This window comes from Neobacillus sp. YIM B06451, from assembly GCF_032667185.1.
Taxonomy (GTDB): Bacteria; Bacillota; Bacilli; order Bacillales; family Cytobacillaceae; genus Bacillus_D.
Genome location: NZ_JAVFKJ010000014.1, coordinates 21,856 through 43,170 on the forward strand (window position 1 = coordinate 21,856; position 21,315 = coordinate 43,170).

A 21,315-nucleotide genomic window follows, 5' to 3' on the forward strand; every position below is an offset into this window, starting at 1 on the left:
TTACATGCCTACAGTCGCGTTTCATACTCTTGGATGCAAGGTGAACCACTATGAAACTGAAGCAATTTGGCAATTGTTCAAACAGGAAGGCTACGAGCGCGTTGAATTCGAGTCTTCTTCTGATGTATATATAATCAATACGTGCACGGTCACGAATACAGGTGATAAAAAGAGCCGCCAGGTAATCCGCAGGGCGATCCGGAAGAACCCGGATGCTGTTATTTGCGTTACCGGCTGCTATGCCCAGACATCACCGGCTGAAATCATGGCGATTCCGGGAGTGGACATTGTTGTCGGGACACAAGACCGCGTGAAGATGCTGGACTACATCGCCCAGTACAAGCAAGAGCGCCAGCCAATCAATGGCGTGCGTAATATTATGAAAAACCGGGTCTATGAGGAGCTGGATGTTCCCGCGTTTACAGACAGGACACGGGCATCGCTGAAAATCCAGGAAGGCTGCAACAACTTCTGCACCTTCTGTATCATTCCGTGGGCGCGCGGCCTTATGAGGTCACGTGACCCGAAAGAAGTTATCCGCCAGGCGCAGCAGCTTGTCAACGCCGGTTACAAGGAAATCGTCCTGACCGGCATCCATACGGGCGGCTACGGGGAAGACCTGAAGGATTATAATCTGGCAGCCCTATTAAGGGATCTTGAAGCAGAGGTTAAAGGGTTAAAACGCCTTCGCATTTCATCGATTGAAGCGAGCCAGAATACCGATGAAGTCATCCAGGTAATCAATGATTCGAAACTTGTGGTCCGCCACCTGCATATTCCGCTGCAATCCGGGTCTGATACTGTTTTGAAACGGATGCGCCGAAAGTATACGATGGAATTTTTCGGAGAAAGGCTTGACCGTTTAAAAGAAGCACTTCCAGGCCTTGCTGTCACGTCCGACGTTATTGTTGGTTTCCCGGGTGAAACAGAAGAAGAGTTCATGGAAACCTACAATTTTGTCAAGGAACATAAATTTTCCGAGCTTCATGTCTTCCCGTACTCGAAGCGGACAGGCACCCCTGCCGCGAGGATGGAAGACCAGGTTGATGAAGAAGTGAAAAATGAGCGCGTCCACCGCTTGATTGCCCTTTCGGATCAGCTTGCCAAAGAATATGCGTCTCAATTTGAAGGGGAAGTACTTGAAGTGATTCCGGAAGAGGAATTCAAGGAAGGCGGCCAATCTGGTTTGTATGTCGGCTATACCGATAATTACCTGAAGGTTGTATTCCCGGCCACCGAGGAAATGGTCGGAAAGATTGTAAAGGTGAAAATTACTAAAGCTGGCTATCCTTATAATGAAGGCCAGTTTGTCCGCGTCATGGAGGACGTAGAAGCCCCAGTTAAGGAAGCAATCGGATAAATCAGCAAAGGCTGCCCTGTGTGAATCAAGGGGCAGCCTTTCCTTTTTTAAAAAATAGCCTTCACACCCTATTTAGCGTGGAAATACATAATCATCCTCCCGAATCTTTCCGCGAAAGGCAGTGCCAGCAAAGAAGTCGCAACATTGAAGATAACGCTGATATGGGCGAGCTGGACATCAGGCGATTTGGCGATGGCAGGCCCCAGATTACCAAGCGAGGGAATGAGCGGTATAAATAGCAGGACGCCAATGACATTCAGCCAAACATGGGCGAATGCTGCTAGCCTTGCTTCCTCGCCGCCTCCGATTGCCGCGATTAGCGCGGTAATGCATGTCCCGATATTCGCCCCAAGCATGACGGCAATCCCCGCCTCGAGCCCGAGAACGCTGGAAGTAAGGAACCCCATCGCTATTCCTGTCATTGCCGTACTGGACTGGATAATGGCGGTCATGAGAGCTCCGGCCGCTATGCCCACGAGGATATGCTCGTTTAAAGACAAAAGGAGCTTATGGACGGCCTCTACAGACGTCAGGGGCAGCGATAATGCCTCGAACCCTTTCATAGCCGTAAAGACAGACGCAATGCCGAGGAGGACCATCCCGGCACTTCTCCAAACGACCTTCCTTGTGAAAATTAATATACCGCCGGCAATTGCGATTGGAATCAGGATTTTTCCCAAATCAAAGGTAATTAATTCCGTTTTGAACGTTGTCCCGATATTCGTTCCCAATATAATCCCGATTGATTGGGGAAAGGTGAGAATTCTTGCGGAAATCAATCCTATCGCCAAAACCATGACAGTCGAGCTGCTTTGGAGGACAGCTGTAACCAATGTGCCGGTGGCCATACCCTTGAATGGGGTGCTCGTCAATTTTTGGAGCAGCCGCTTCAGCCGGTTCCCGGAAATATTGAACATCCCGATCCTGATAATGGTCATCCCAAAAATGAACAGCCCAATGCATAAACAAAATAAAACAATGTATTTCACGGCATCCACTCCCTTTACCAGTCTATGGCCTGTCCGGGGAGAGAATGATTCTTTTTTTCTTTATGGTCGCCGTTTGGGCTTATTAAATCGGGATTATTTTAAAAAAGATGGACACTAAACTTCATCCAGAACGTAAATTCAGTTGACCTCAATAACAGGTTGTATTATAATGGCAAAGTACATGGATTTCCATGTGTTTGATGTGAGTGTGTTGTGTTCGGAGGGAGGGAAAGAGAATGTCTAAAACCGTCGTTCGTAAAAACGAATCGCTTGAAGATGCTCTTCGTCGCTTCAAACGTACAGTTTCTAAAACTGGTACATTGCAAGAAGCTAGAAAGCGCGAATTCTACGAAAAACCAAGTGTAAAGCGTAAGAAGAAGTCTGAAGCAGCCAGAAAACGTAAGTGGTAAGAGAGGGTGGACCTATGAGTCTTCTCGAGCGTTTGAATAATGATATGAAACAAGCGATGAAATCAAAAGACAAAGACAAGCTTACCGTTATCCGGATGATCAAGGCCTCCATGCAGAATGAAGCCATTAAGCATGGCCGCGAATTGACCGGGGAAGAAGAGCTGACTGTCCTTTCACGCGAAATGAAACAACGGAAAGACTCCCTTCATGAATTTGATAAAGCAGGTCGTCCTGACCTTGTTGAAAAATTGCGCCAGGAACTTTCGATTGTGGAACTTTACATGCCTCAGCAGCTTTCCGAAGAGGAACTGGAGGGAATTGTGAAGGAAACAATTGCGGAAACCGGTGCAAGTTCCAAAGCGGATATGGGAAAAGTGATGGCTGCCATCATGCCAAAGGTTAAAGGCAAGGCAGACGGTTCACTTGTTAATAAACTTGTGCAACAACACCTTTCATAATTCAACTGACATCAATGGCCGCAGGCGAAAGCCTGCGGTTTTACTATGAGTTGATAAAGCCAAATTTTGTATTAGAGTATTGAAACTTTCAGGCCCGTGTTACGTACATAATAGAGCAAGAGATTTAGGGAGGGGGATAGGAATGACCGAATTTATTACAGACCCTATTGTTGTAACTGTGTTGCTGTGCATAGCAGGGATGGCGATGGTCCTGGAATTGTTTTCACCAAGAATTGGCTTGCCGGGGCTTGTCGGCCTCTCCGCGCTGCTGCTGTTTTTTTACGGCCACTTTATGGCCGGACTAGCGGGTTTTGGTACGCTCGCCCTTTTTATCGCAGGCATTATTCTAATTTTCCTTGAGTTTTTCCTTCCGGGCGCGGTAGCCGGAACACTGGGGATTGCGGCGCTGGTGGGAAGTTTATTCATGGCGGGGGAAAACACATTTCAGATGGGGGTTTCACTGCTTATCTCGCTATTATTTTCAATTGTCTTATTCATATTGTTAATAAAAGTGTTCCATAAAAAAATGACCATTTTTAATTCAATGGTCCTGTTTGACACAGCCCGAAAGGAAGATGGCTATGTTTCGAACGAAAACAGGAACGACCTTATGGGCAGGGAAGGGGTTGCGCAGACCGTCCTGCGTCCTGCCGGCACCGCAATTTTCGGCAATGAACGGGTCGATGTGGTAACGGAAGGGTCCTTCATTGCGAAAAATGCAAGGATTAAAGTAATTGAAGTTGAGGGTCCACGTGTTGTAGTAAGGGAAATAAAGTGAAGCAGCCAAAACAAAACGGAAAGTTGGCTTCACAGCATTTCACCTATTAGGATATAGAATGAAGGAGGATGAAACTTTATGACAAATGAAGCTGTTTTTATTATTGCGATTGTAGCGGTCGCGGTCATTTTATTCGGGATATTGCTGTCTTTCGTCCCGGTCATGCTATGGATATCAGCTCTTGCGGCGGGTGTAAGAGTGAGCATTTTCACCCTAATCGGGATGAGGCTCCGCCGCGTGACACCGCACCGGGTCATCAACCCGCTTATTAAGGCACATAAAGCGGGCCTAAATGTTTCGACGAACCAGCTTGAGAGCCATTATTTGGCCGGGGGAAACGTGGACAGGGTCGTAAACGCGCTTATTGCCGCCCACAGGGCGAATATCGAGCTGTCGTTCGAACGAAGCGCGGCGATTGACCTTGCCGGGCGTGACGTGCTTGAAGCAGTACAAATGAGTGTTAACCCAAAAGTTATTGAAACACCATTCATCGCAGGGGTTGCGATGAACGGTATTGAAGTGAAGGCAAAAGCTAGGATTACAGTACGCGCGAACATTGACCGTCTTGTTGGTGGCGCCGGTGAAGAAACCGTTGTCGCCCGTGTCGGTGAAGGCGTTGTCTCGACGATTGGTTCTTCCGAGAACCATAGCAAGGTACTTGAAAATCCAGATCTGATTTCCCAAACAGTTCTATCGAAGGGCCTTGATGCAGGAACGGCATTTGAAATTCTGTCCATCGATATCGCGGATGTTGACATTGGCAAAAATATCGGAGCTGAGCTTCAAACTGAACAAGCCGAGGCCGATAAGAAAATTGCCCAGGCAAAAGCTGAGGAGCGCCGCGCGATGGCGGTAGCGAGTGAGCAGGAAATGAGGGCCAGGGTAGAGGAAATGAGGGCGAAGGTTGTCCAGGCGGAGGCTGAAGTACCGCTCGCGATGGCGGAAGCACTGAAAACTGGCAACATCGGCGTCATGGACTACTTTAATTTCAAGAATATCAACGCCGATACCGATATGAGAGATTCGATCGGCAAAATGGGCAAGGATAAAAAAGATGGCCAGTAACAGCCTGGAACTGCTGAAGGCAGGGAAGGAGGCTCCTAATGGAAAGGCTTTTTGAAAATCCAATCCTATTGTTTGTGTTAATTGCAATAATATCTTCCATGTTCTCAAAAATCAAAGCGAAACCTGAAAACAAAAACAAGCGTCCTGGCAGGCTTCCTGAGCTAGCTCGAGAGCTGCAGGAAATGTATGGCGAAGTAACCAAGGGCGAACAACGGGATACCGACAGGCGACCCGAAAGGCGAGAGAAGCCCCAGATACAAACGCAATCCCGGAAGGCCGAAGCTGTCCGGGAGGCTGTAAACCAAGCTCCCGTATTGGCGGCAATCGAAAAAGGTGAACAATCCAATAGGCCCCTGCTTCAGGATACGGACGAAGGCAAGGACACGAAGGAAAAGTCCATAGTGGCGGCAACGGAGAAAAATCTTGCAGATGCCGTTGTGTGGGCGGAAATTCTCGGCCCGCCCCGATCAAAAAAACCTTATTTCAAAAGATAGCCGGATTGCCCTGCTTTTAGAGCTTGGATAGAAAAACAGGTGCTAGAACCTTCTTTCATTTCATAAATATATGGAGTGAAAGGAGGTTCTTTTTTTATGGCAAAAAAATGGGGCCAGCGCCTCCGAAAATGGGTTGCAGCAAAGATGGATCTTCCCCAGGACGTCATGATGGATTTGCCAAGAATTACAATGATTGGCCAAATCCATATTTATGTCGAAAACCATCGCGGGCTGCTTGCCTTCACAGACAGGGAAATAAGGCTGCTGCTGAAAAAGGGGCAGCTTTTAATAAAAGGAAAAGCATTTGTTATTAAAACCATCTTGCCTGAAGAAATTTTGCTCGAAGGAAAAATTGAACAGGTTATTTATATTCAGGAAGATGCCGGGGGGCCAAAATGAAAAATCAGTGGGTGGAGTTTTTATCTGGCAAAGTGACGGTGAAGCTTACTGGCAGGGGAATCGAGCGTTTCCTGAATGTACTGGCAAAGAACGGAATTCAAATATGGAATGCTAGGAGAATTTCTCCCGAGGCAGTCCATTTTACGATGCGCCTTGGCGACGCCTTGCGAATCCGGAAGTTTGCGAGGGGGAGTGGATGCAAGGTGTCTTTCATCAGAAGGAAGGGAGCTCCTTTCCTTTTAAAAAGGCTCCTAAAGAATAGCGGGTTTTTAATTGGCGCCGTCTTTTTTTTCTCTGTAATTATGTTGTTATCAAATATCGTTTGGGGTATAGAAATAAAAGGAGCAAAACCCGCGACCGAATATAAGATTCGCCAGGAACTGGACAAGCTTGGGGTAAAAAGAGGGAAGGCGATGTTTTTCCTTGAAAGCGTTGAAACAATACAGAAGGAGCTGACGAATCGGGTCGAGGCAATTACCTGGGTAGGGGTTGAACTCCGCGGTACCACCTTCCATTTTCGTGTTGTCGAGAAAAAACAGCCAAAGGATCCAGAATCGATTGGACCGAGGCACTTGATTGCAAAAAAGGAAGCGGTGATTACAAATTATTTTATCGAAAAAGGCCAAAAGCTTTTTGAGGTAAGTGACCGTGTCGTGCCCGGACAGCTCCTTGTATCCGGGCTCATTGGAAGGGAAGGAGCGTTTGAAGCGGTGGCCGCAAAGGGTGAAATCTGGGGTGAAACATTGTACAGGGGGGAGATCGAACTTCCCTTAGCCGCTACATTCCAGGTATTTAATGGCCAGGAGCAGCAAAAGCATTTTCTGCACGTTGGCAACTTTGAGTTTCCAATATGGGGATTCGGGAAAATAAACTTTAAGAATTACGAAACAGAAACATCCGCCGCACGAATGAAACTATTCAAATGGGAGCTTCCTATTGCATATGTGAACAAGACGATGCGGGAACGAGAAGAAGTAAGAAGGATTTACTCTGGCAAAGAGGCGACTGAAAGGGCTTCTGAGCTGGCTAGGGCAGATATAAAAAAACATATAGATGAAAATGCTATGATAAAAGGTGAAAAAATTTTGCACAGCACGATTGTGAATGGTAAAGTAAAGCTGTCAATTCTTTATACAGTTGTAGAAAATATTGCGATAGGACAACCCATTATCCAAGGAGACTCATGAATGACTGAAAATTCAAGAATGATTCAACTTCAGCTTGATAATCCAAATGAGGCAGTTACTCTTTTTGGAAACTCGGATTCAAACCTTAAAATTTTGGAACAGGAGCTTCAGGTTTCGGTCATATCCAGGGGCGAGGCCGTCCATGTGGCGGGACCTGAGGAAAACGCGGAACTGGCCGCCTCGGTGCTTGATAAGCTCGTGCATGTCATCCGGAAAGGCATTGCTATCGGGCAGCGAGATGTACTTTATGCGATTGAGCTTGCCAGGAAGGGGACTCTGGACTACTTCGAAAATTTATTCGAGGAGGAAATCGCCAGGAACGCCCGGGGCAAAGCGATAAGGGTCAAAACGATTGGGCAGGGATATTATATCAATGCCATTAAAAAGAATGATATGGTATTCGGAATCGGGCCTGCTGGTACTGGAAAAACGTATCTTGCTGTCGTCATGGCGGTGGCCGCCCTCAAAAACGGAACCGTGAACAAAATCATTTTGACAAGGCCGGCTGTCGAAGCGGGGGAAAGCCTTGGTTTCCTGCCGGGGGACCTGAAGGAAAAGGTTGACCCGTATTTGAGGCCCCTCTATGATGCCCTCCATGATGTACTTGGAATGGAACATACCGTCAGGCTGATTGAGCGGGGAACGATTGAAATTGCCCCGCTTGCCTATATGAGGGGAAGGACACTGGATGAGGCGTTCGTCATCCTGGACGAAGCCCAAAACACAACCCATGCCCAGATGAAAATGTTCCTTACCCGCCTTGGGTTTGGATCAAAAATGGTCATAACCGGGGACAAAACCCAGGTAGACCTTCCGAAAGGCGCGAAGTCCGGATTGTTTTCGGCCGAGGAAATCCTTGATGGAGTCAGGGGAATCGCTTTCGTCCGCCTTGAACAAAGCGATGTTGTCCGGCATCCTCTCGTCGGGCGAATCATCGAGGCATATGGCAAAGTTGAATGACAGGCTGCTCCATTTGGGGCAGCTTTTCCAATTCATCACTTTTCCCGGTAATCTATGTATTCTCCTATCTTCCGGTTTCTCTCTTTCATTGTTTAGGCAATTTTAAAATTGAACATTTTGGTTAACTCAAAATAAGTTATTGTAATCCAGCTCCACAAGGAAAGCTACGGCAGCATAGCATCGCACGAAGGAAAAGTGTTTTTCTTTTCCGAGGAGCGCCTAGCCCCTCGAGGTCATAAGCCGGTTCCCTCCGGAGGGCAGGCCCGTCCTCGGAAATGCCCGCATTTCCTTCGTGCGTGGGCCTATTCAGGGATGCCATTCAATGTCCTGCGGGCCCCGTCTTATGCTGGTCGGGGCTGACCACTAAGGAAAGCTCCTAAGAGTAATCATCGCAGTGACAGGCGGTCTTTGTCTGTCACGAAGGCGCTTCCGCATTTTGTTCTTCTGGAAATATAAGTGAAACTTGCTGGAAAACCTGTTATGATTTTGAAAAGGGAAGCGATGCCAGTAAATTCAGGAAACACATAGAGAGCAAATTGAAAGAGCCTCGCTTTCGGGAAAGGGGAACCAGTATGGTTATGCTTCGGTACCAGTTTCAGAAAATTAAACGGCTGCTTGATATAGCTTTTTTCCGCATTCTTTTCTTTGCCCTTATCGGGGTAATCCTGTTTTTGGCGATGTATGGGAATGTGAAACCGGATAAATTAAAGCTTGGGCTTTTTAACATTGCGGAAAAGACAGTAGTATCGCCGATTACTGTTGAGGATAAAGAAAGTACAGAGGAGAAACGTAAGCAGGAACTTGAACGTGTCAAGGGGGTATATACGCTAAAAAGTGAGTATACCCAAAACCAGGTCGATTTGGTGGCCTCGATTTTTGATACGGCAATCAAGGTTAACCAGGAAATACAGGAAGAATTGAGGAAACCAAACGAGGACGGAGAATCCAGCGGCCCAAAGCCCGCTACATCCAAGGAAGTTCCGGTTGCCGACAAGGTGAAAAGGCTAAAAGAGAGGCTTACCCAATCTGTTATTGAGGAATTGCCGGATGAGGCTTTTATCGCACTTGTTTCCGCCGATAAAGGGCAATTGACAATCGCCAAGGACCTTACGGTAACGGCTGTCAATAACGAAATGAGTAAACCCATCCCGGCTGATGAGGTTGAAAATTCGAAAAAGAAAGTTGAAGAGGAATTGAAATTTTCAACGTTAACGCCCGGACTGAAACGGGCCGCGATTCTTTTGGGAAGGTACGCGGTTATCCAAAACGAGTTTTATGATCCGCAGGCAACGGAGGAAGCGCGTAGGCGTACCGCAGAAACCGTGGAGCCAGTCAAAATCCTCGAAGGGCAGGTAATTGTCGAAGAAGGCGAATTGATCAGCCATGAAATTTACAGGCAGCTCAAATTGGCTGGCCTTCTGGATAGCCAGGATTCAAAGAAGCCGCTTCTTGGGCTGCTGTTCCTGATTACAATTATTTTATCAGCCATATATTATTATTTTTTGGAGCGAAAAAGCCAGCCTGATCAAAAGCAGACGGATCTGCTTCTCTTTGGGATTGTTTTCTCGTTTTCAATCATTCTCATGAAAACTGTCAGCCAGTTCCAGCAATTTGGATATGAGGGAATCAGCTTCCTGTTCCCTGCGGCGATGGCCGGCATGATGATTAAAATTTTGATTGACGAAAGGCTTGCCTGGCTTACTGCAGCGGTCCAGGGGATTTGCGGAAGCATCATTTTCAATGGAGAAACAACAGGGGCTCTGAATATGTCTGCGGGGATTTATATCCTTTGCGCAGGCTTGGCGGTAACCCTTTTCCTTAAGGATCATAGTGCAAGGTCAAAGATACTTCCAGCTGGAGTTTTCGTTTCTTTCGTGAATTTTTCGGTCATATTTTCTTTACTATTTCTTAGAAACACCCAGTATTCTGGAATGGAATATGGCCTCATCTTTATTTTTTCCGCTGTATCCGGGATTGCATCCGCGGTCCTGGCAATGGGCCTTTTGCCATTCCTTGAGGCCAGCTTCGGTATTCTGTCTACAATGAGGCTGATTGAGTTGTCCAACCCGAATCATCCGCTTTTGAAAAAAATCCTAACAGAGGCACCGGGAACGTATCACCACAGTGTGATGGTCGCAAATATGTCGGAAGCCGCTTGTGAGGCAATTGGCGCAAATGGTCTCCTTGCCAGGGTTGGATGCTATTATCACGATATTGGAAAGACAAAGCGACCTCTGTTCTTTATCGAAAACCAAATCAACAGGGATAACCCTCATGATCGGCTGTCGCCGGGGAAAAGCGCGCAAATCATTATTGGGCACGCTACAGATGGGGCTGCAATGCTGAAAAAGCATCATATGCCTAAAGAAATCGTCGACATTGCCGAACAGCACCATGGAACGTCGTTAATAAAATTCTTTTACCATAAAGCAAAACAGGCGGGAAATGTTAACGAAGCCGATTTTCGTTATCCCGGACCGAAAGCCCAGTCGAAAGAGGCGGCCATTATCGGGATTGCCGACAGTGTAGAAGCGGCGGTGCGCTCAATGGCGCAACCGACTCCGGAGCAAATCGAAGCCCTTGTCCATTCAATTATTTCGGACAAGCTCCAGGATGGCCAACTCAATGAGTGTGATTTAACGCTAAGGGAAATAAAAGTGGTGGAACATACACTTTGTGAAACGCTGAAGGGGATTTTCCATTCAAGGATAGAATACCCTACAGATATGACAAAACAAAAGGTGATGGATGCATGAAAATGATCATTGATTTTTTGGATGAAACTGGAGTGGTGGCGGAGGAAGATATCTCCCGGCTTGAAAGCCTGCTTAATTACGCCGGACTTCAAATGAATATCGAAGAGGGCAGTGAAGTCTCGGTTACGTTTGTAGGAAATGAACGGATTCAGGAAATCAACCATGAGTACAGGCAGAAGGATGCCCCCACCGATGTACTGTCGTTCCCAATGGAAGAGCCGGGCGAAGGAGAGATTGAAGTTTCCGGTGGCGATTTGCCAAGGATATTAGGAGACATTATCATTTCCGTTCCGAAAACAATTGAACAAGCGGAGGAGTACGGGCATTCGTTTATGCGTGAACTTGGGTTCCTTGCCGTTCACGGATTCCTTCATCTCCTAGGATATGACCATGAAACAGAAGCGGATGAAAAGGAGATGTTTTCGCTTCAGAAGGACATTCTCGATGGATACGGGCTCACCAGGTAAGGACGGGACATTCATAAGACGCCTATTGAAATCGTTCGGTTACGCCATAACGGGAATATTGACCGCGGCCCAAAAAGAAAGGAACATGCAAATCCATATAGCCACAGGTATTGCAGCCGTCTGCCTTTCCATTTTTTTCTCCATATCCAAATTGGAATGGCTCTTTATCCTTTTGGCGATTGGGGGAATGCTAGCGCTTGAACTGATGAATACGGCGGTGGAAAGGGTGGTCGACCTCGTAACGAAAGAATTCCACCCGGTAGCGAAACAGGCAAAGGATATCGCAGCGGGGGCTGTGCTTGTTTATGCCTGCTTGTCCATTTTGATTGGGGTCATCATTTTTTTGCCCAAAGTAGTGGCAATGGTCGGAAGGTAAAAGGCAGGCACAGTTCCTGCCTTTTTATTTTTGAAAAAAATCCTGGCCGATTTGAATTCTGGAGTGTATATTGCTACAATGGCGAAACAAGCAATAGGAAAATAAAATAATTTCAAGAAAATTCAAAATTATTTTTGGGAAATGTCTTTGGAGGGATGAAACACTCCTCAATTTAAGGTAAGATGGAAGAAGAAAATAATTAATTTCATCCCTTGCGAACTATTATTCCAAGGGAGAAAAAAGGTTTAACAATTTGCAAAGAGGCAATAAAAGAAACTACAGCAGAAGGTTTTTTCCTTCATAGCTAACTACCGGAGGATTGCAAGCATGGCAAATGGAGCAAGTGTGGAAAAAGGCCACAAGTCGGGATTTATCTCAATTATTGGGCGCCCAAATGTAGGCAAATCCACTTTTTTAAACAGGGTGATCGGGCAAAAAATCGCCATTATGAGCGATAAGCCGCAAACAACCCGGAATAAGGTGCAGGGGGTGCTGACCCTCGAAGATGCACAGCTTATATTCATTGACACGCCGGGCATCCACAAGCCCAAACATAGACTTGGCGACTTCATGATGAAGGTGGCCCAAAATACCTTAAAAGGGGTCGACCTTGTCCTGTTCATGGTAAGTGCCGAAGAAGGTTTTGGTAAAGGCGAGGAATTCATCATTGAAAAACTGCAATCTGTCAAAACGCCGGTATTCCTGATCATTAATAAAATCGATAAAGTCCATCCTGACAAATTGCTTGAAATTATTGATGATTACAAGAATCGGCATGCGTTTGAAGCGATTGTACCGATTTCTGCACTGGAAGGGAACAATGTTGACCGCCTTCTTGGACAAATAAAGGAGTACTTGCCGGAAGGGCCGCAATTTTACCCGGCCGACCAGGTAACCGATCATCCAGAACGGTTTATTGTTTCCGAATTAATTAGGGAGAAGGCGCTTCATCTGACGAGAGAAGAAGTTCCCCATTCATTGGCGGTCATTATCGAAAAGATGGAACGCGATGAAAATAAGGATATGGTCCACGTCATGGCCGCTATCATCGTCGAGCGCGACTCGCAAAAAGGAATCATTATAGGGAAACAGGGCGGGATGCTAAAGGAAATCGGGAAGCGGGCAAGAATGGACATTGAGCAGCTTCTTGGAACAAAAGTGTATTTGGAACTTTGGGTAAAAGTGCAGAAGGATTGGCGGAACAAAATGTCTAGGCTGCGTGAATTTGGGTTCCGTGAAGATGAGTATTAAATTAGGGTAGTTCAAATCTATACATGGACACGATTAACAATATTTTCGCATTATTATTTTCGAATGGCAGGCTAAGATAAATGTAACCAGGGATTATGATTACAAGCTAGTCTATTAAGGAAAGGATGGGGTTTTCAATGTTGGATTTTACCTGGAAGGTGTTCAGTCAAACAGGTAATATTGACACATATCTTCTCTTTAAGGAAATGGAGAAGGAAAGAGCAGAAATACCCGGCAATTTCGACGAAGAGCTAGCGCAAGCAGATTATCCTGTTTCATAAGTTTGTCAACATACCTGGATGGTGAATGGGATGCTTCAAAAATGTGAAGGCATCATCATACGGACAACCGATTACGGTGAAACGAACAAGGTTGTCACTTTATTTACCCGTGAATGGGGGAAAATTGGAGCGATGGCCAGGGGGGCGAAAAAGCCGAACAGCAGGCTCTCTGCGGCGACCCAGCTCCTGACACATGGATATTTTTTGGTCCATAAAAGCAGCGGGATGGGAAGCCTCCAGCAGGGGGAGATTATTTCTTCTATGAAGTCGATTCGCGAAGATATATTCCTTACGGCCTATGCAAGCTATATTGCAGAACTGACCGATAAGGCTGCGGAGGACAGAAAGCCCAACCCGTTTTTATTCGAACTGCTTTACCAGACCTTAAATTATTTAAATGAGGGGTACGATCCCGAAATTCTCATGTTCATTTATGAGATGAAAATGCTGAATGTGATGGGCCTTTACCCCATTCTTGATCAATGCGCCGTTTGTGGCAGCACAGACGGGCATTTTTCTTTTTCCATTAGGGAAGGTGGGTTCATTTGCCACCGCTGCATAGAAAATGACCCGTACCATTTCAAGCTTTCCCAGGCGGGAGCAAGGCTTCTCAGGCTGTTTTATTACTTTGACCTCTCTCGCCTTGGCAATATATCGGTCAAGAAGGAAACGAAGGATGAGCTAAAGCGGATCATTTCGGCGTATTATGAAGAATACTCGGGCCTAAGCCTTAAATCAAAAAGGTTCCTTGATTCAATGGACAGCCTGAGGGGCATGGTTTAATGGAGTTGACATCCATTCCCTTTTTCGCTACTATCTTAATAAAGTATTTAAATTTCATAGTTGCAAAGATGGAAAAGAGTACCTGGCTGCTCCTGTAAAAGCGAATCCGGGATGGTGGAAGCCGGAGGACGGGAAACCTGGGAAGGGAGTTCCGGAGCAACATTTTTTTAAAGAGGCTGCATTCGTGCAGCAAATAGGGTGGAACCGCGGGTAAACTCTCGTCCCTATGCTTTCTGGCATAGAGGCGGGGGTTTTTTTGTTTCGAGCCAGAATACACAAACTATCACAAAGGAGAAATGTAAAATGAGCGTTTCAATGGACCAGATTGTCTCCCATGCAAAACACCGGGGCTTTGTGTTTCCGGGTTCCGAAATATATGGGGGGCTTGCAAATACATGGGATTACGGCCCGCTCGGGGTCGAACTGAAAAACAATATCAAAAAGGCATGGTGGAAGAAGTTCGTCCAGGAATCCCCTTATAATGTCGGGCTTGACGCAGCTATTTTAATGAACCCGAGGACTTGGGAAGCGTCCGGTCACATAGGTAATTTCAATGACCCAATGATTGACTGCAAAAAGTGTAAATCAAGGCACCGCGCAGATAAAATTATCGAAAATGCGTTGGATGAAAAAGGTATTGAACTTGTTGTCGATGGCCTTCCATTTGAAAAAATGGAAGAACTGATTAAGGATCACGATATTGCATGCCCTGATTGCGGCAGCAAGGAATTCACCGGCATAAGGCAATTCAACCTTATGTTCAAGACGTTCCAAGGGGTTACCGAGTCAAGCGCGAACGAAATTTTCCTTCGCCCGGAAACAGCCCAGGGAATTTTCGTCAATTTCAAAAATGTCCAGAGGACGATGAGGAAGAAGCTCCCATTTGGTATTGCCCAAATTGGCAAAAGCTTCCGTAATGAGATTACCCCGGGGAACTTTACTTTCCGCACGAGGGAATTTGAGCAGATGGAGCTTGAATTTTTCTGCAAGCCGGGTACCGAGCTTGAATGGTTCGCTTACTGGAAAGAGTTCGCGGAGAAGTGGCTGCTTTCACTAGGGATGAAAAAGGAGAACCTGAGGCTCCGTGACCATTCCGATGATGAATTGTCACACTACAGCAACGCGACTACCGACTTTGAATACAAATTTCCTTTCGGATGGGGCGAACTTTGGGGCGTCGCCTCCCGCACCGATTATGATTTGAAGCAGCATATGCAGTATTCGGGCGAAGACTTCCATTATCTTGACCCTGAAACAAATGAAAAGTATGTTCCTTATTGCATTGAACCTTCTCTTGGGGCCGACCGGGTCACCCTTGCCTATTTGATCGATGCTTATGAAGAAGAACAGCTTGAAGACGGCACTTCACGGACCGTCATGCATCTCCATCCCGCACTTGCGCCATTTAAGGCCGCTGTTTTGCCGTTATCGAAAAAGCTGTCCGACTCCGCAAGGGAAATTTTCGCAAGCCTCGCGAAAGAGTTCGCAGTTGATTTTGATGAGGCCGGCTCGATTGGAAAGCGGTACCGCCGCCATGATGAAATCGGTACCCCATTCTGTATTACGGTTGATTTCGAAACGGCCGAGGACAAGAAGGTAACAGTCAGGGACCGGGATACAATGGAACAAACACGCATTCCGATTGAAGAACTTACGGCATTCCTGAGGGAGAAAACACAATTTTAGAATGGATTTAGTAGCACAGTGAATAGGCGGTGAGGGACTTGGAACTGAATAAGCGGCAGGATCAAATTTTGCAAATCGTCAAGGAAAACGGGCCGATAACAGGTGAGAATATCGCAGAAAAGCTGAATTTGACACGCGCAACGCTAAGGCCGGACCTGGCAATTTTGACAATGGCAGGATTCCTTGATGCCAGGCCAAGGGTGGGTTACTTTTATACAGGGAAATCCGGCGATCAGCTTTTATCCGAAAAGCTTCAAAAAATCATGGTTAGCGATTACCAATCAAGGCCGGTTGTTGTAAATGAAAATGTTTCCGTATACGATGCGATTGTTACGATGTTTCTGGAGGATATAGGGACCCTTTTTGTGGTTGATGAAAAATCAATTCTTGCCGGGGTCCTTTCGCGGAAGGACCTGCTTAGGGCGAGCCTTGGCAAACAGGAGTTAACCGCCCTTCCAGTCAATATTATCATGACGAGGATGCCTAATATTACTGTGTGCAGGAAGGAAGACCTGCTCACAGATGTCGCGAAAAAGTTGATTGACAGGCAAATTGACGCGATTCCTGTGATCAAGGAAACGGAAGCAGGCTTTGAAGTGATTGGACGTATTACAAAAACAAGCATAACGAAGGCTTTCGTATCCCTCGGGAGCGCGGAATGAGCTTAGTTTAGGAAGAGGGGAATATAGACGACCATGGACCAGCCAATAATCTATGTAGTGTCCGATTCGGTTGGGGAAACTGCCGAACTCGTAACAAAAGCGGCAATCACCCAATTCAACGGAAACGATATTAAACTTAAGAGATTCCCTTATGTTGAAGATACCGACAATATCGATGAGGTTATTTCACTGGCGGCGTTTGATAAAGGGATGATCGCATTTACACTTGTAAAGCCTCAGATGCGTGCGTATATGAATGAAAAAGCGAATGAAGCGGGAATATACGCCGTCGACCTGATTGGGCCGCTAATGGACCAAATTCAGCAGCTTTCTGGCAAGACGCCGCTTTTCGAGCCAGGGCTTGTCAGGAAGCTGGATGAGGATTATTTTAAAAAGGTCGAAGCAATTGAGTTTGCTGTAAAGTACGACGATGGAAGAGATCCAAGGGGACTGATGAAGGCGGATATCATTCTGATAGGGGTTTCACGTACTTCAAAAACCCCACTCTCACAATATTTGGCCCATAAACGCCTGAAGGTCGCCAATATTCCGATTGTCCCCGAGGTCGACCCTCCAGAGGAACTGTACCGTGTTCCAGCCGAGAAATGCATTGGGCTCAAAATTAGCCCTGAAAAATTGAATTCGATTCGCAGGGAACGACTAAAAACGCTTGGATTGAATGACAGCGCAAGCTATGCAAATATCACCAGGATCAAGGAAGAGCTTGAATTCTTTGACAAGGTGATTGCTAAGATTGGCTGTCCTGTAATCGACGTAACGAACAAGGCAGTTGAAGAAACGGCGAACCTCATTTTAAGTAAAGTCCACAGGGGATAAACCATCAGAAGCGGTTTCCGCTGATGGTTAGCCGCGTTCTGCTGCCGCTGAACCTCCCCTAAAGCGGAGATTCAGCGGGTGTACGAATCCAATTGGTTCATAAAAGCCGTTAAAAGGCTAGCGGCAAGATTCCACAGTAGCTCACCAATCAAACCCCTTAGGGATAGTTGCCCTAAAGGGGCTTATTGTCCCTTAAGAAAGATGGATAAACACATGGCCGAATAGGGCATGTGTTTTCCTTTTATTTACATGTTTTAATTTCTTAAAAAAACTAGACAAATGGATAGCAAAATATTATAAAATGACCTATAATAAAAAATTGTGATAAAAAAACCGCCATTGCAGGTTTAGACTTGCTCGGCTAGGAATAAACTATTTATTGTCAGAAGTCAAGGGAACGGATAGGAAAAAATTCGACACAATCTCCGATAATCTTTGCCGGAAAAGAAGGAATATGCGGGGGGATGTAGAATTAGTACTATGGATAAAAAACACCGAACAGTGTATGTGGATGCGGATTCGTGCCCTGTGAAAGAGGAGATCGCACAATTGGCGTCCGATTTTTCTGTTGAGGCCATTTTTGTAGCTTCCTATGCCCACGCCACGTCCAATCCTCTTTATTTGGAGTGGGAGTGGAAATATGTCGATTCGGATCGGGAAGCGGCCGACCTTTACATTATGAATCATGCGTCCAGAGGAGACATTGTCGTCACTCAGGATATCGGCCTTGCTTCCACTCTCCTGTTGAAAGGGGTTTATGTCCTATCGCCAAAGGGAATTTTATTTGAGGAAAAAGATATCCAAACGGCCCTTGACATCCGGTATATCAAAACAAAGGCCCGCGCCAGAGGCGTTTATGGAAAGGGTCCCCCTCCATTTACCGATGTGGAACGGAACCGGTTTGTGGAGGAACTGGCAGAACTATTGTCGGTTAGTGCAGGCCCCGGATTTCCCGGCGGCCAAGAACGTTAACTGGAGTTGTTTTCATGGCTGAGCGCATCCCCGAAGAAAAAGTCAATCAGATTAGGCAATCTGTTGATATAGTGGATTTTGTCGGTGAATATGTGCAGCTGAAGAAACAAGGCCGTAATTATTTTGGCCTTTGCCCGTTTCACGGAGAAAATTCACCTTCCTTTTCCGTTTCTCCCGATAAGCAGATTTATTATTGCTTTGGGTGCGGGGCGGGCGGAAATGTTTTTTCTTTTTTAATGGACCTCGAAGGAATGCCATTTGTTGAAGCCGCCGCCAAACTGGCCGATCGGGCGGGGATAGATCTTGGGATCACCCATGCGTCCACAGAAGCGGAAAGTGCCAGGCAGGCGGGTTTTCAGCCTTTTTTCGAAGCCCATGAATTACTTACAAAATTTTATCACCATTTGTTGGTAAATACAAAGGAGGGGCAGGAAGCCCTTGAATACCTGCTGTCAAGGGGATTTACAAGGGAGGCAATTGATACCTTCCAAATTGGCTATGCTCTGGATTCCTGGGATTTCGTCACAGGATTCCTTCAAAAAAGGGGTTTTAAGGCCGAAGAAATGGAAAAAGCGGGCCTCATCATTAAAAGGGAGAAGGATGGCACGTACTTTGACCGTTTCAGGAACAGAATTATGTTCCCTTTGTTCGACCAAAATGGAAAGCCGATTGCTTTTTCGGGCAGAACCCTGGGTGGCGAGGACGTTAAATATCTGAACAGCCCCGAAACGCCAATTTTCAACAAAAGCAAAGTCCTTTATAATTTCCATTTGGCAAAACCGGTTATCCGTCGGCAGCACCATGCCGTCCTTTTCGAGGGATTTGCCGATACAATAGCAGCCTACAGGGCCGGGGTAGAAAATGGGCTTGCGACAATGGGGACCTCGCTGACTCAGGAACATATCTCCCTCATACGGAGAAATGCCCAATTTGTGACAATCTGCTATGACTCGGACAATGCCGGGATTGAAGCAGCTTTCCGGGCGGCAGGCATGCTTAAGGAAGCAGGAATCGAAATCCGTGTGGCATTGATGCCAGATAGCCTTGATCCCGATGACTATATAAGGAAACACGGCGGCGAAAAATTTAAGAACGAAATTATAGGATCAAGCCTTACCTTGATGTCATTTAAATTTCATTACTATCGCAGGGGAAAAAATCTTCAAAATGAAGGAGATAGGCTTGCCTATATCGAAAAGATAGTAAGCGAAATAAGCGGCCTCCAAAAAGCGGTTGAGAAAGACCATTATTTAAGGCAGCTCGCGGCTGAATTCTCGTTGTCATTGGAAGCGTTGAAGCAGCAAATGGCGGAAAACGCCCAAACAAAAGGCATCAGGCAGGAAGGGAAGCCCGGGAAAAGGGAACTTCCGCTGATTCCAGCGGTAACGTCGGCGCTTAAGCCTGCACATTACAATGCAGAGCGCAGGATGATTGCCCATATGCTAAGGGACAGGGAAAACGCCTATAAAATACAGGAAATGCTTAAAGGAAAAACGTTCAACCATGATGAGCATCAGGCAATCATCACGTATCTTTTCGGTTATTATGAGGAAAAGGAACAATTCGATTTGGGAGAGTTCCTGAATTATATTAAGGATGAAAAGCTTAGGAGGATGGTTGCCGATATTGAAATGATGACGCTCAATGAAGAATTGGGCGAACAGGAACTTAATGATTATATCCATCAGGTGTTGAAATATCAAAAGTTGTTAAAAATAAAAGAAAAACGCAATCTCCAAAAAGAAGCGGATGCCCAAAAGGATTACCGTAAAGCGATGGAGCTTGGCAAAGAAATAATTGAATTACAAAAATCATTGTAATGCATTGCAATATGCCTGAATTTTAAAGGAGGGGGACCTATGGCTGAAAAATCAGCACGGTCAAACGAGGTCGAGAATGAGTTGACCGTTGAACAAGTGAAAGACCAATTAACAGCACTGGGTAAAAAAGTTGGCCACCTTGCCTATGACGATATAGCTGAAAGAATGGCGAATTATGACCTGGATTCCGACCAGATGGATGAGTTTTACGAATATCTTGGCGACCAGGGAATCGACCTGGTCGGAGATAATGAAGAGGCGGATCCAAAGCAAATATCAAAAGACGATGACGAGGAATTCGACCTTAATGACCTAAGTGTCCCTCCCGGTGTAAAAATTAATGATCCTGTCCGAATGTATTTGAAGGAAATCGGACGAGTCGACTTGCTTTCCGCAGAGGAGGAAATCGAACTTGCCAACCGGATCGAGGCCGGGGACGAAGAAGCGAAACGCCGTCTTGCGGAAGCGAACCTCCGACTGGTTGTCAGCATCGCCAAGCGGTATGTTGGCCGCGGCATGCTTTTCCTTGACCTGATTCAGGAAGGGAATATGGGATTGATCAAGGCGGTTGAAAAATTCGACTACCGCAAAGGCTTTAAATTCAGCACATATGCAACATGGTGGATCCGCCAGGCGATTACCCGCGCAATCGCGGACCAAGCCAGGACCATCCGGATTCCTGTCCATATGGTTGAGACAATCAACAAGCTCATCAGGGTACAGCGTCAGCTGCTTCAGGATCTTGGACGCGAACCAACTCCGGAAGAAATTGCCGAAGACATGGACCTTACTCCGGACAAAGTAAGGGAAATTCTTAAGATTGCGCAGGAGCCTGTATCATTAGAAACGCCAATTGGTGAGGAAGATGACTCCCATCTTGGCGATTTCATCGAGGACCAGGATGCGACTTCGCCTTCCGAACACGCTGCCTTCGAATTATTGAAGGAGCAGCTCGAGGATGTCCTCGATACGCTGACCGACCGCGAGGAAAATGTACTGCGCCTCAGGTTCGGGCTTGATGATGGCCGGACTAGGACGCTTGAAGAAGTCGGGAAGGTCTTTGGCGTGACAAGGGAGCGTATCAGGCAAATCGAAGCAAAAGCCCTCAGAAAATTGAGGCATCCAAGCCGAAGCAAACGCTTGAAAGATTTTCTTGAATAAAAGGGGCTTCTCCCCAAGGATATGCAGCTTGCCTTTTCCGAAAGGCAGGCTCTTTTTTTTTGCCTTGTCTAACTCCACGAGGAACACTACGGCAGCATAGCACCGCATCGCACGAAGGAAAAGTGTTCTTCTTTTCCGAGGAGCGCCCACCGCCTTAAACGGG

Annotated in this window: 22 protein-coding genes; 21 read left to right on the top strand and 1 reads right to left on the bottom strand. The window is 46.4% G+C overall.

The features are described from left to right. Nucleotides 1-4: 4 nt before the first annotated feature. Nucleotides 5-1,360 carry a tRNA (N(6)-L-threonylcarbamoyladenosine(37)-C(2))-methylthiotransferase MtaB gene (mtaB, locus tag RB160_RS18805; RefSeq protein WP_316571974.1) on the top strand — a complete coding sequence of 452 codons (1,356 nt, stop codon included), beginning with the start codon at nucleotides 5-7 and terminating at the stop codon, nucleotides 1,358-1,360. A 68-nt stretch (nucleotides 1,361-1,428) separates the two neighbouring features. Here the strand turns inward: mtaB and RB160_RS18810 are convergent, their stop codons facing one another. Beyond that, nucleotides 1,429-2,349: a Na/Pi symporter gene (locus RB160_RS18810; protein WP_316571975.1), complete on the bottom strand. Its 921-nt coding sequence runs from the start codon at nucleotides 2,347-2,349 to the stop codon at nucleotides 1,429-1,431. A 236-nt stretch (nucleotides 2,350-2,585) separates the two neighbouring features. Here RB160_RS18810 and rpsU point away from each other — a divergent pair, with 236 nt between their 5' ends. The 20 genes from rpsU to rpoD all read left to right on the top strand — a co-directional run bounded on the left by rpsU (nucleotide 2,586) and on the right by rpoD (nucleotide 21,152). Continuing rightward, nucleotides 2,586-2,759: a 30S ribosomal protein S21 gene (rpsU, locus tag RB160_RS18815; protein WP_026692851.1), complete on the top strand. Its 174-nt coding sequence runs from the start codon at nucleotides 2,586-2,588 to the stop codon at nucleotides 2,757-2,759. Between the two features lie 14 nt (nucleotides 2,760-2,773). Next, nucleotides 2,774-3,217 (top strand): GatB/YqeY domain-containing protein, encoded by a 444-nt coding sequence (locus RB160_RS18820; RefSeq protein WP_316571976.1) that lies wholly within the window; start codon nucleotides 2,774-2,776, stop codon nucleotides 3,215-3,217. Between the two features lie 142 nt (nucleotides 3,218-3,359). Then, nucleotides 3,360-3,995: an NfeD family protein gene (locus RB160_RS18825; RefSeq protein ID WP_316571977.1), complete on the top strand. Its 636-nt coding sequence runs from the start codon at nucleotides 3,360-3,362 to the stop codon at nucleotides 3,993-3,995. 78 nt (nucleotides 3,996-4,073) lie between these two features. Continuing rightward, nucleotides 4,074-5,060, top strand: a complete 987-nt coding sequence (gene floA, locus RB160_RS18830; RefSeq protein WP_316571978.1) for a flotillin-like protein FloA — start codon at nucleotides 4,074-4,076, stop codon at nucleotides 5,058-5,060. Between the two features lie 38 nt (nucleotides 5,061-5,098). Continuing rightward, a complete protein-coding gene (locus RB160_RS18835; protein WP_316571979.1) occupies nucleotides 5,099-5,554 on the top strand; it encodes a hypothetical protein in 456 nt (151 codons plus the stop codon). Between the two features lie 96 nt (nucleotides 5,555-5,650). Further along, nucleotides 5,651-5,953 (top strand): sporulation protein YqfC, encoded by a 303-nt coding sequence (yqfC, locus tag RB160_RS18840; RefSeq protein ID WP_316571980.1) that lies wholly within the window; start codon nucleotides 5,651-5,653, stop codon nucleotides 5,951-5,953. Continuing rightward, nucleotides 5,950-7,140, top strand: coding sequence for a sporulation protein YqfD (gene yqfD / locus RB160_RS18845; RefSeq protein WP_316571981.1), 1,191 nt, complete (start codon nucleotides 5,950-5,952; stop codon nucleotides 7,138-7,140). The genes yqfC and yqfD overlap by 4 nt, the downstream gene beginning before the upstream one ends. After that, nucleotides 7,141-8,100 (top strand): PhoH family protein, encoded by a 960-nt coding sequence (locus RB160_RS18850; protein WP_316571982.1) that lies wholly within the window; start codon nucleotides 7,141-7,143, stop codon nucleotides 8,098-8,100. It abuts the gene before it with no gap. A 572-nt stretch (nucleotides 8,101-8,672) separates the two neighbouring features. Next, nucleotides 8,673-10,856 (top strand): HD family phosphohydrolase, encoded by a 2,184-nt coding sequence (locus RB160_RS18855; protein ID WP_316571983.1) that lies wholly within the window; start codon nucleotides 8,673-8,675, stop codon nucleotides 10,854-10,856. Beyond that, on the top strand, nucleotides 10,853-11,323 hold the full coding sequence (ybeY, locus tag RB160_RS18860) for an rRNA maturation RNase YbeY (RefSeq protein ID WP_316571984.1): 471 nt from the start codon (nucleotides 10,853-10,855) through the stop codon (nucleotides 11,321-11,323). Before RB160_RS18855 ends, ybeY begins: the two co-directional genes overlap by 4 nt. Further along, the gene (locus tag RB160_RS18865; protein WP_316571985.1) at nucleotides 11,301-11,699 is read left to right on the top strand and encodes a diacylglycerol kinase family protein; all 399 of its coding nucleotides are present in this window, start codon (nucleotides 11,301-11,303) and stop codon (nucleotides 11,697-11,699) included. Before ybeY ends, RB160_RS18865 begins: the two co-directional genes overlap by 23 nt. A 327-nt stretch (nucleotides 11,700-12,026) precedes the next feature. Further along, nucleotides 12,027-12,950, top strand: a complete 924-nt coding sequence (gene era, locus RB160_RS18870; RefSeq protein ID WP_316571986.1) for a GTPase Era — start codon at nucleotides 12,027-12,029, stop codon at nucleotides 12,948-12,950. Nucleotides 12,951-13,087: 137 nt separating this feature from the next. Then, nucleotides 13,088-13,231, top strand: coding sequence for a YqzL family protein (locus tag RB160_RS18875; protein ID WP_316571987.1), 144 nt, complete (start codon nucleotides 13,088-13,090; stop codon nucleotides 13,229-13,231). Nucleotides 13,232-13,261: 30 nt separating this feature from the next. Then, nucleotides 13,262-14,014 (top strand): DNA repair protein RecO, encoded by a 753-nt coding sequence (gene recO / locus RB160_RS18880; protein WP_316571988.1) that lies wholly within the window; start codon nucleotides 13,262-13,264, stop codon nucleotides 14,012-14,014. Nucleotides 14,015-14,317: 303 nt separating this feature from the next. After that, entirely contained in the window at nucleotides 14,318-15,700 is a 1,383-nt protein-coding gene (locus RB160_RS18885; protein ID WP_316571989.1) for a glycine--tRNA ligase, read from the top strand. Between the two features lie 29 nt (nucleotides 15,701-15,729). Then, nucleotides 15,730-16,362, top strand: a complete 633-nt coding sequence (gene ccpN, locus RB160_RS18890) for a transcriptional regulator CcpN (protein ID WP_316571990.1) — start codon at nucleotides 15,730-15,732, stop codon at nucleotides 16,360-16,362. Nucleotides 16,363-16,395: 33 nt separating this feature from the next. Then, a complete protein-coding gene (locus tag RB160_RS18895) occupies nucleotides 16,396-17,199 on the top strand; it encodes a pyruvate, water dikinase regulatory protein (RefSeq protein WP_316571991.1) in 804 nt (267 codons plus the stop codon). Nucleotides 17,200-17,679: 480 nt separating this feature from the next. After that, nucleotides 17,680-18,171, top strand: coding sequence for a YaiI/YqxD family protein (locus RB160_RS18900; RefSeq protein WP_316571992.1), 492 nt, complete (start codon nucleotides 17,680-17,682; stop codon nucleotides 18,169-18,171). A 14-nt stretch (nucleotides 18,172-18,185) separates the two neighbouring features. Continuing rightward, the gene (gene dnaG, locus RB160_RS18905) at nucleotides 18,186-19,991 is read left to right on the top strand and encodes a DNA primase (RefSeq protein ID WP_316571993.1); all 1,806 of its coding nucleotides are present in this window, start codon (nucleotides 18,186-18,188) and stop codon (nucleotides 19,989-19,991) included. 39 nt (nucleotides 19,992-20,030) lie between these two features. Next, nucleotides 20,031-21,152 carry an RNA polymerase sigma factor RpoD gene (gene rpoD / locus RB160_RS18910; protein ID WP_316571994.1) on the top strand — a complete coding sequence of 374 codons (1,122 nt, stop codon included), beginning with the start codon at nucleotides 20,031-20,033 and terminating at the stop codon, nucleotides 21,150-21,152. Nucleotides 21,153-21,315 lie beyond the last annotated feature (163 nt).

What these genes read in the sequence shown, in the direction of transcription:
- mtaB (WP_316571974.1), top strand. Translation starts at nt 5, where the DNA reads ATGCCTACAGTCGCGTTTCATACTCTTGGATGCAAGGTGAACCACTAT.
- rpsU (WP_026692851.1), top strand. Translation starts at nt 2,586, where the DNA reads ATGTCTAAAACCGTCGTTCGTAAAAACGAATCGCTTGAAGATGCTCTT.
- RB160_RS18820 (WP_316571976.1), top strand. Translation starts at nt 2,774, where the DNA reads ATGAGTCTTCTCGAGCGTTTGAATAATGATATGAAACAAGCGATGAAA.
- RB160_RS18825 (WP_316571977.1), top strand. Translation starts at nt 3,360, where the DNA reads ATGACCGAATTTATTACAGACCCTATTGTTGTAACTGTGTTGCTGTGC.
- floA (WP_316571978.1), top strand. Translation starts at nt 4,074, where the DNA reads ATGACAAATGAAGCTGTTTTTATTATTGCGATTGTAGCGGTCGCGGTC.
- RB160_RS18835 (WP_316571979.1), top strand. Translation starts at nt 5,099, where the DNA reads ATGGAAAGGCTTTTTGAAAATCCAATCCTATTGTTTGTGTTAATTGCA.
- yqfC (WP_316571980.1), top strand. Translation starts at nt 5,651, where the DNA reads ATGGCAAAAAAATGGGGCCAGCGCCTCCGAAAATGGGTTGCAGCAAAG.
- yqfD (WP_316571981.1), top strand. Translation starts at nt 5,950, where the DNA reads ATGAAAAATCAGTGGGTGGAGTTTTTATCTGGCAAAGTGACGGTGAAG.
- RB160_RS18850 (WP_316571982.1), top strand. Translation starts at nt 7,141, where the DNA reads ATGACTGAAAATTCAAGAATGATTCAACTTCAGCTTGATAATCCAAAT.
- RB160_RS18855 (WP_316571983.1), top strand. Translation starts at nt 8,673, where the DNA reads ATGGTTATGCTTCGGTACCAGTTTCAGAAAATTAAACGGCTGCTTGAT.
- ybeY (WP_316571984.1), top strand. Translation starts at nt 10,853, where the DNA reads ATGAAAATGATCATTGATTTTTTGGATGAAACTGGAGTGGTGGCGGAG.
- RB160_RS18865 (WP_316571985.1), top strand. Translation starts at nt 11,301, where the DNA reads ATGGATACGGGCTCACCAGGTAAGGACGGGACATTCATAAGACGCCTA.
- era (WP_316571986.1), top strand. Translation starts at nt 12,027, where the DNA reads ATGGCAAATGGAGCAAGTGTGGAAAAAGGCCACAAGTCGGGATTTATC.
- RB160_RS18875 (WP_316571987.1), top strand. Translation starts at nt 13,088, where the DNA reads ATGTTGGATTTTACCTGGAAGGTGTTCAGTCAAACAGGTAATATTGAC.
- recO (WP_316571988.1), top strand. Translation starts at nt 13,262, where the DNA reads ATGCTTCAAAAATGTGAAGGCATCATCATACGGACAACCGATTACGGT.
- RB160_RS18885 (WP_316571989.1), top strand. Translation starts at nt 14,318, where the DNA reads ATGAGCGTTTCAATGGACCAGATTGTCTCCCATGCAAAACACCGGGGC.
- RB160_RS18895 (WP_316571991.1), top strand. Translation starts at nt 16,396, where the DNA reads ATGGACCAGCCAATAATCTATGTAGTGTCCGATTCGGTTGGGGAAACT.
- RB160_RS18900 (WP_316571992.1), top strand. Translation starts at nt 17,680, where the DNA reads ATGGATAAAAAACACCGAACAGTGTATGTGGATGCGGATTCGTGCCCT.
- dnaG (WP_316571993.1), top strand. Translation starts at nt 18,186, where the DNA reads ATGGCTGAGCGCATCCCCGAAGAAAAAGTCAATCAGATTAGGCAATCT.
- rpoD (WP_316571994.1), top strand. Translation starts at nt 20,031, where the DNA reads ATGGCTGAAAAATCAGCACGGTCAAACGAGGTCGAGAATGAGTTGACC.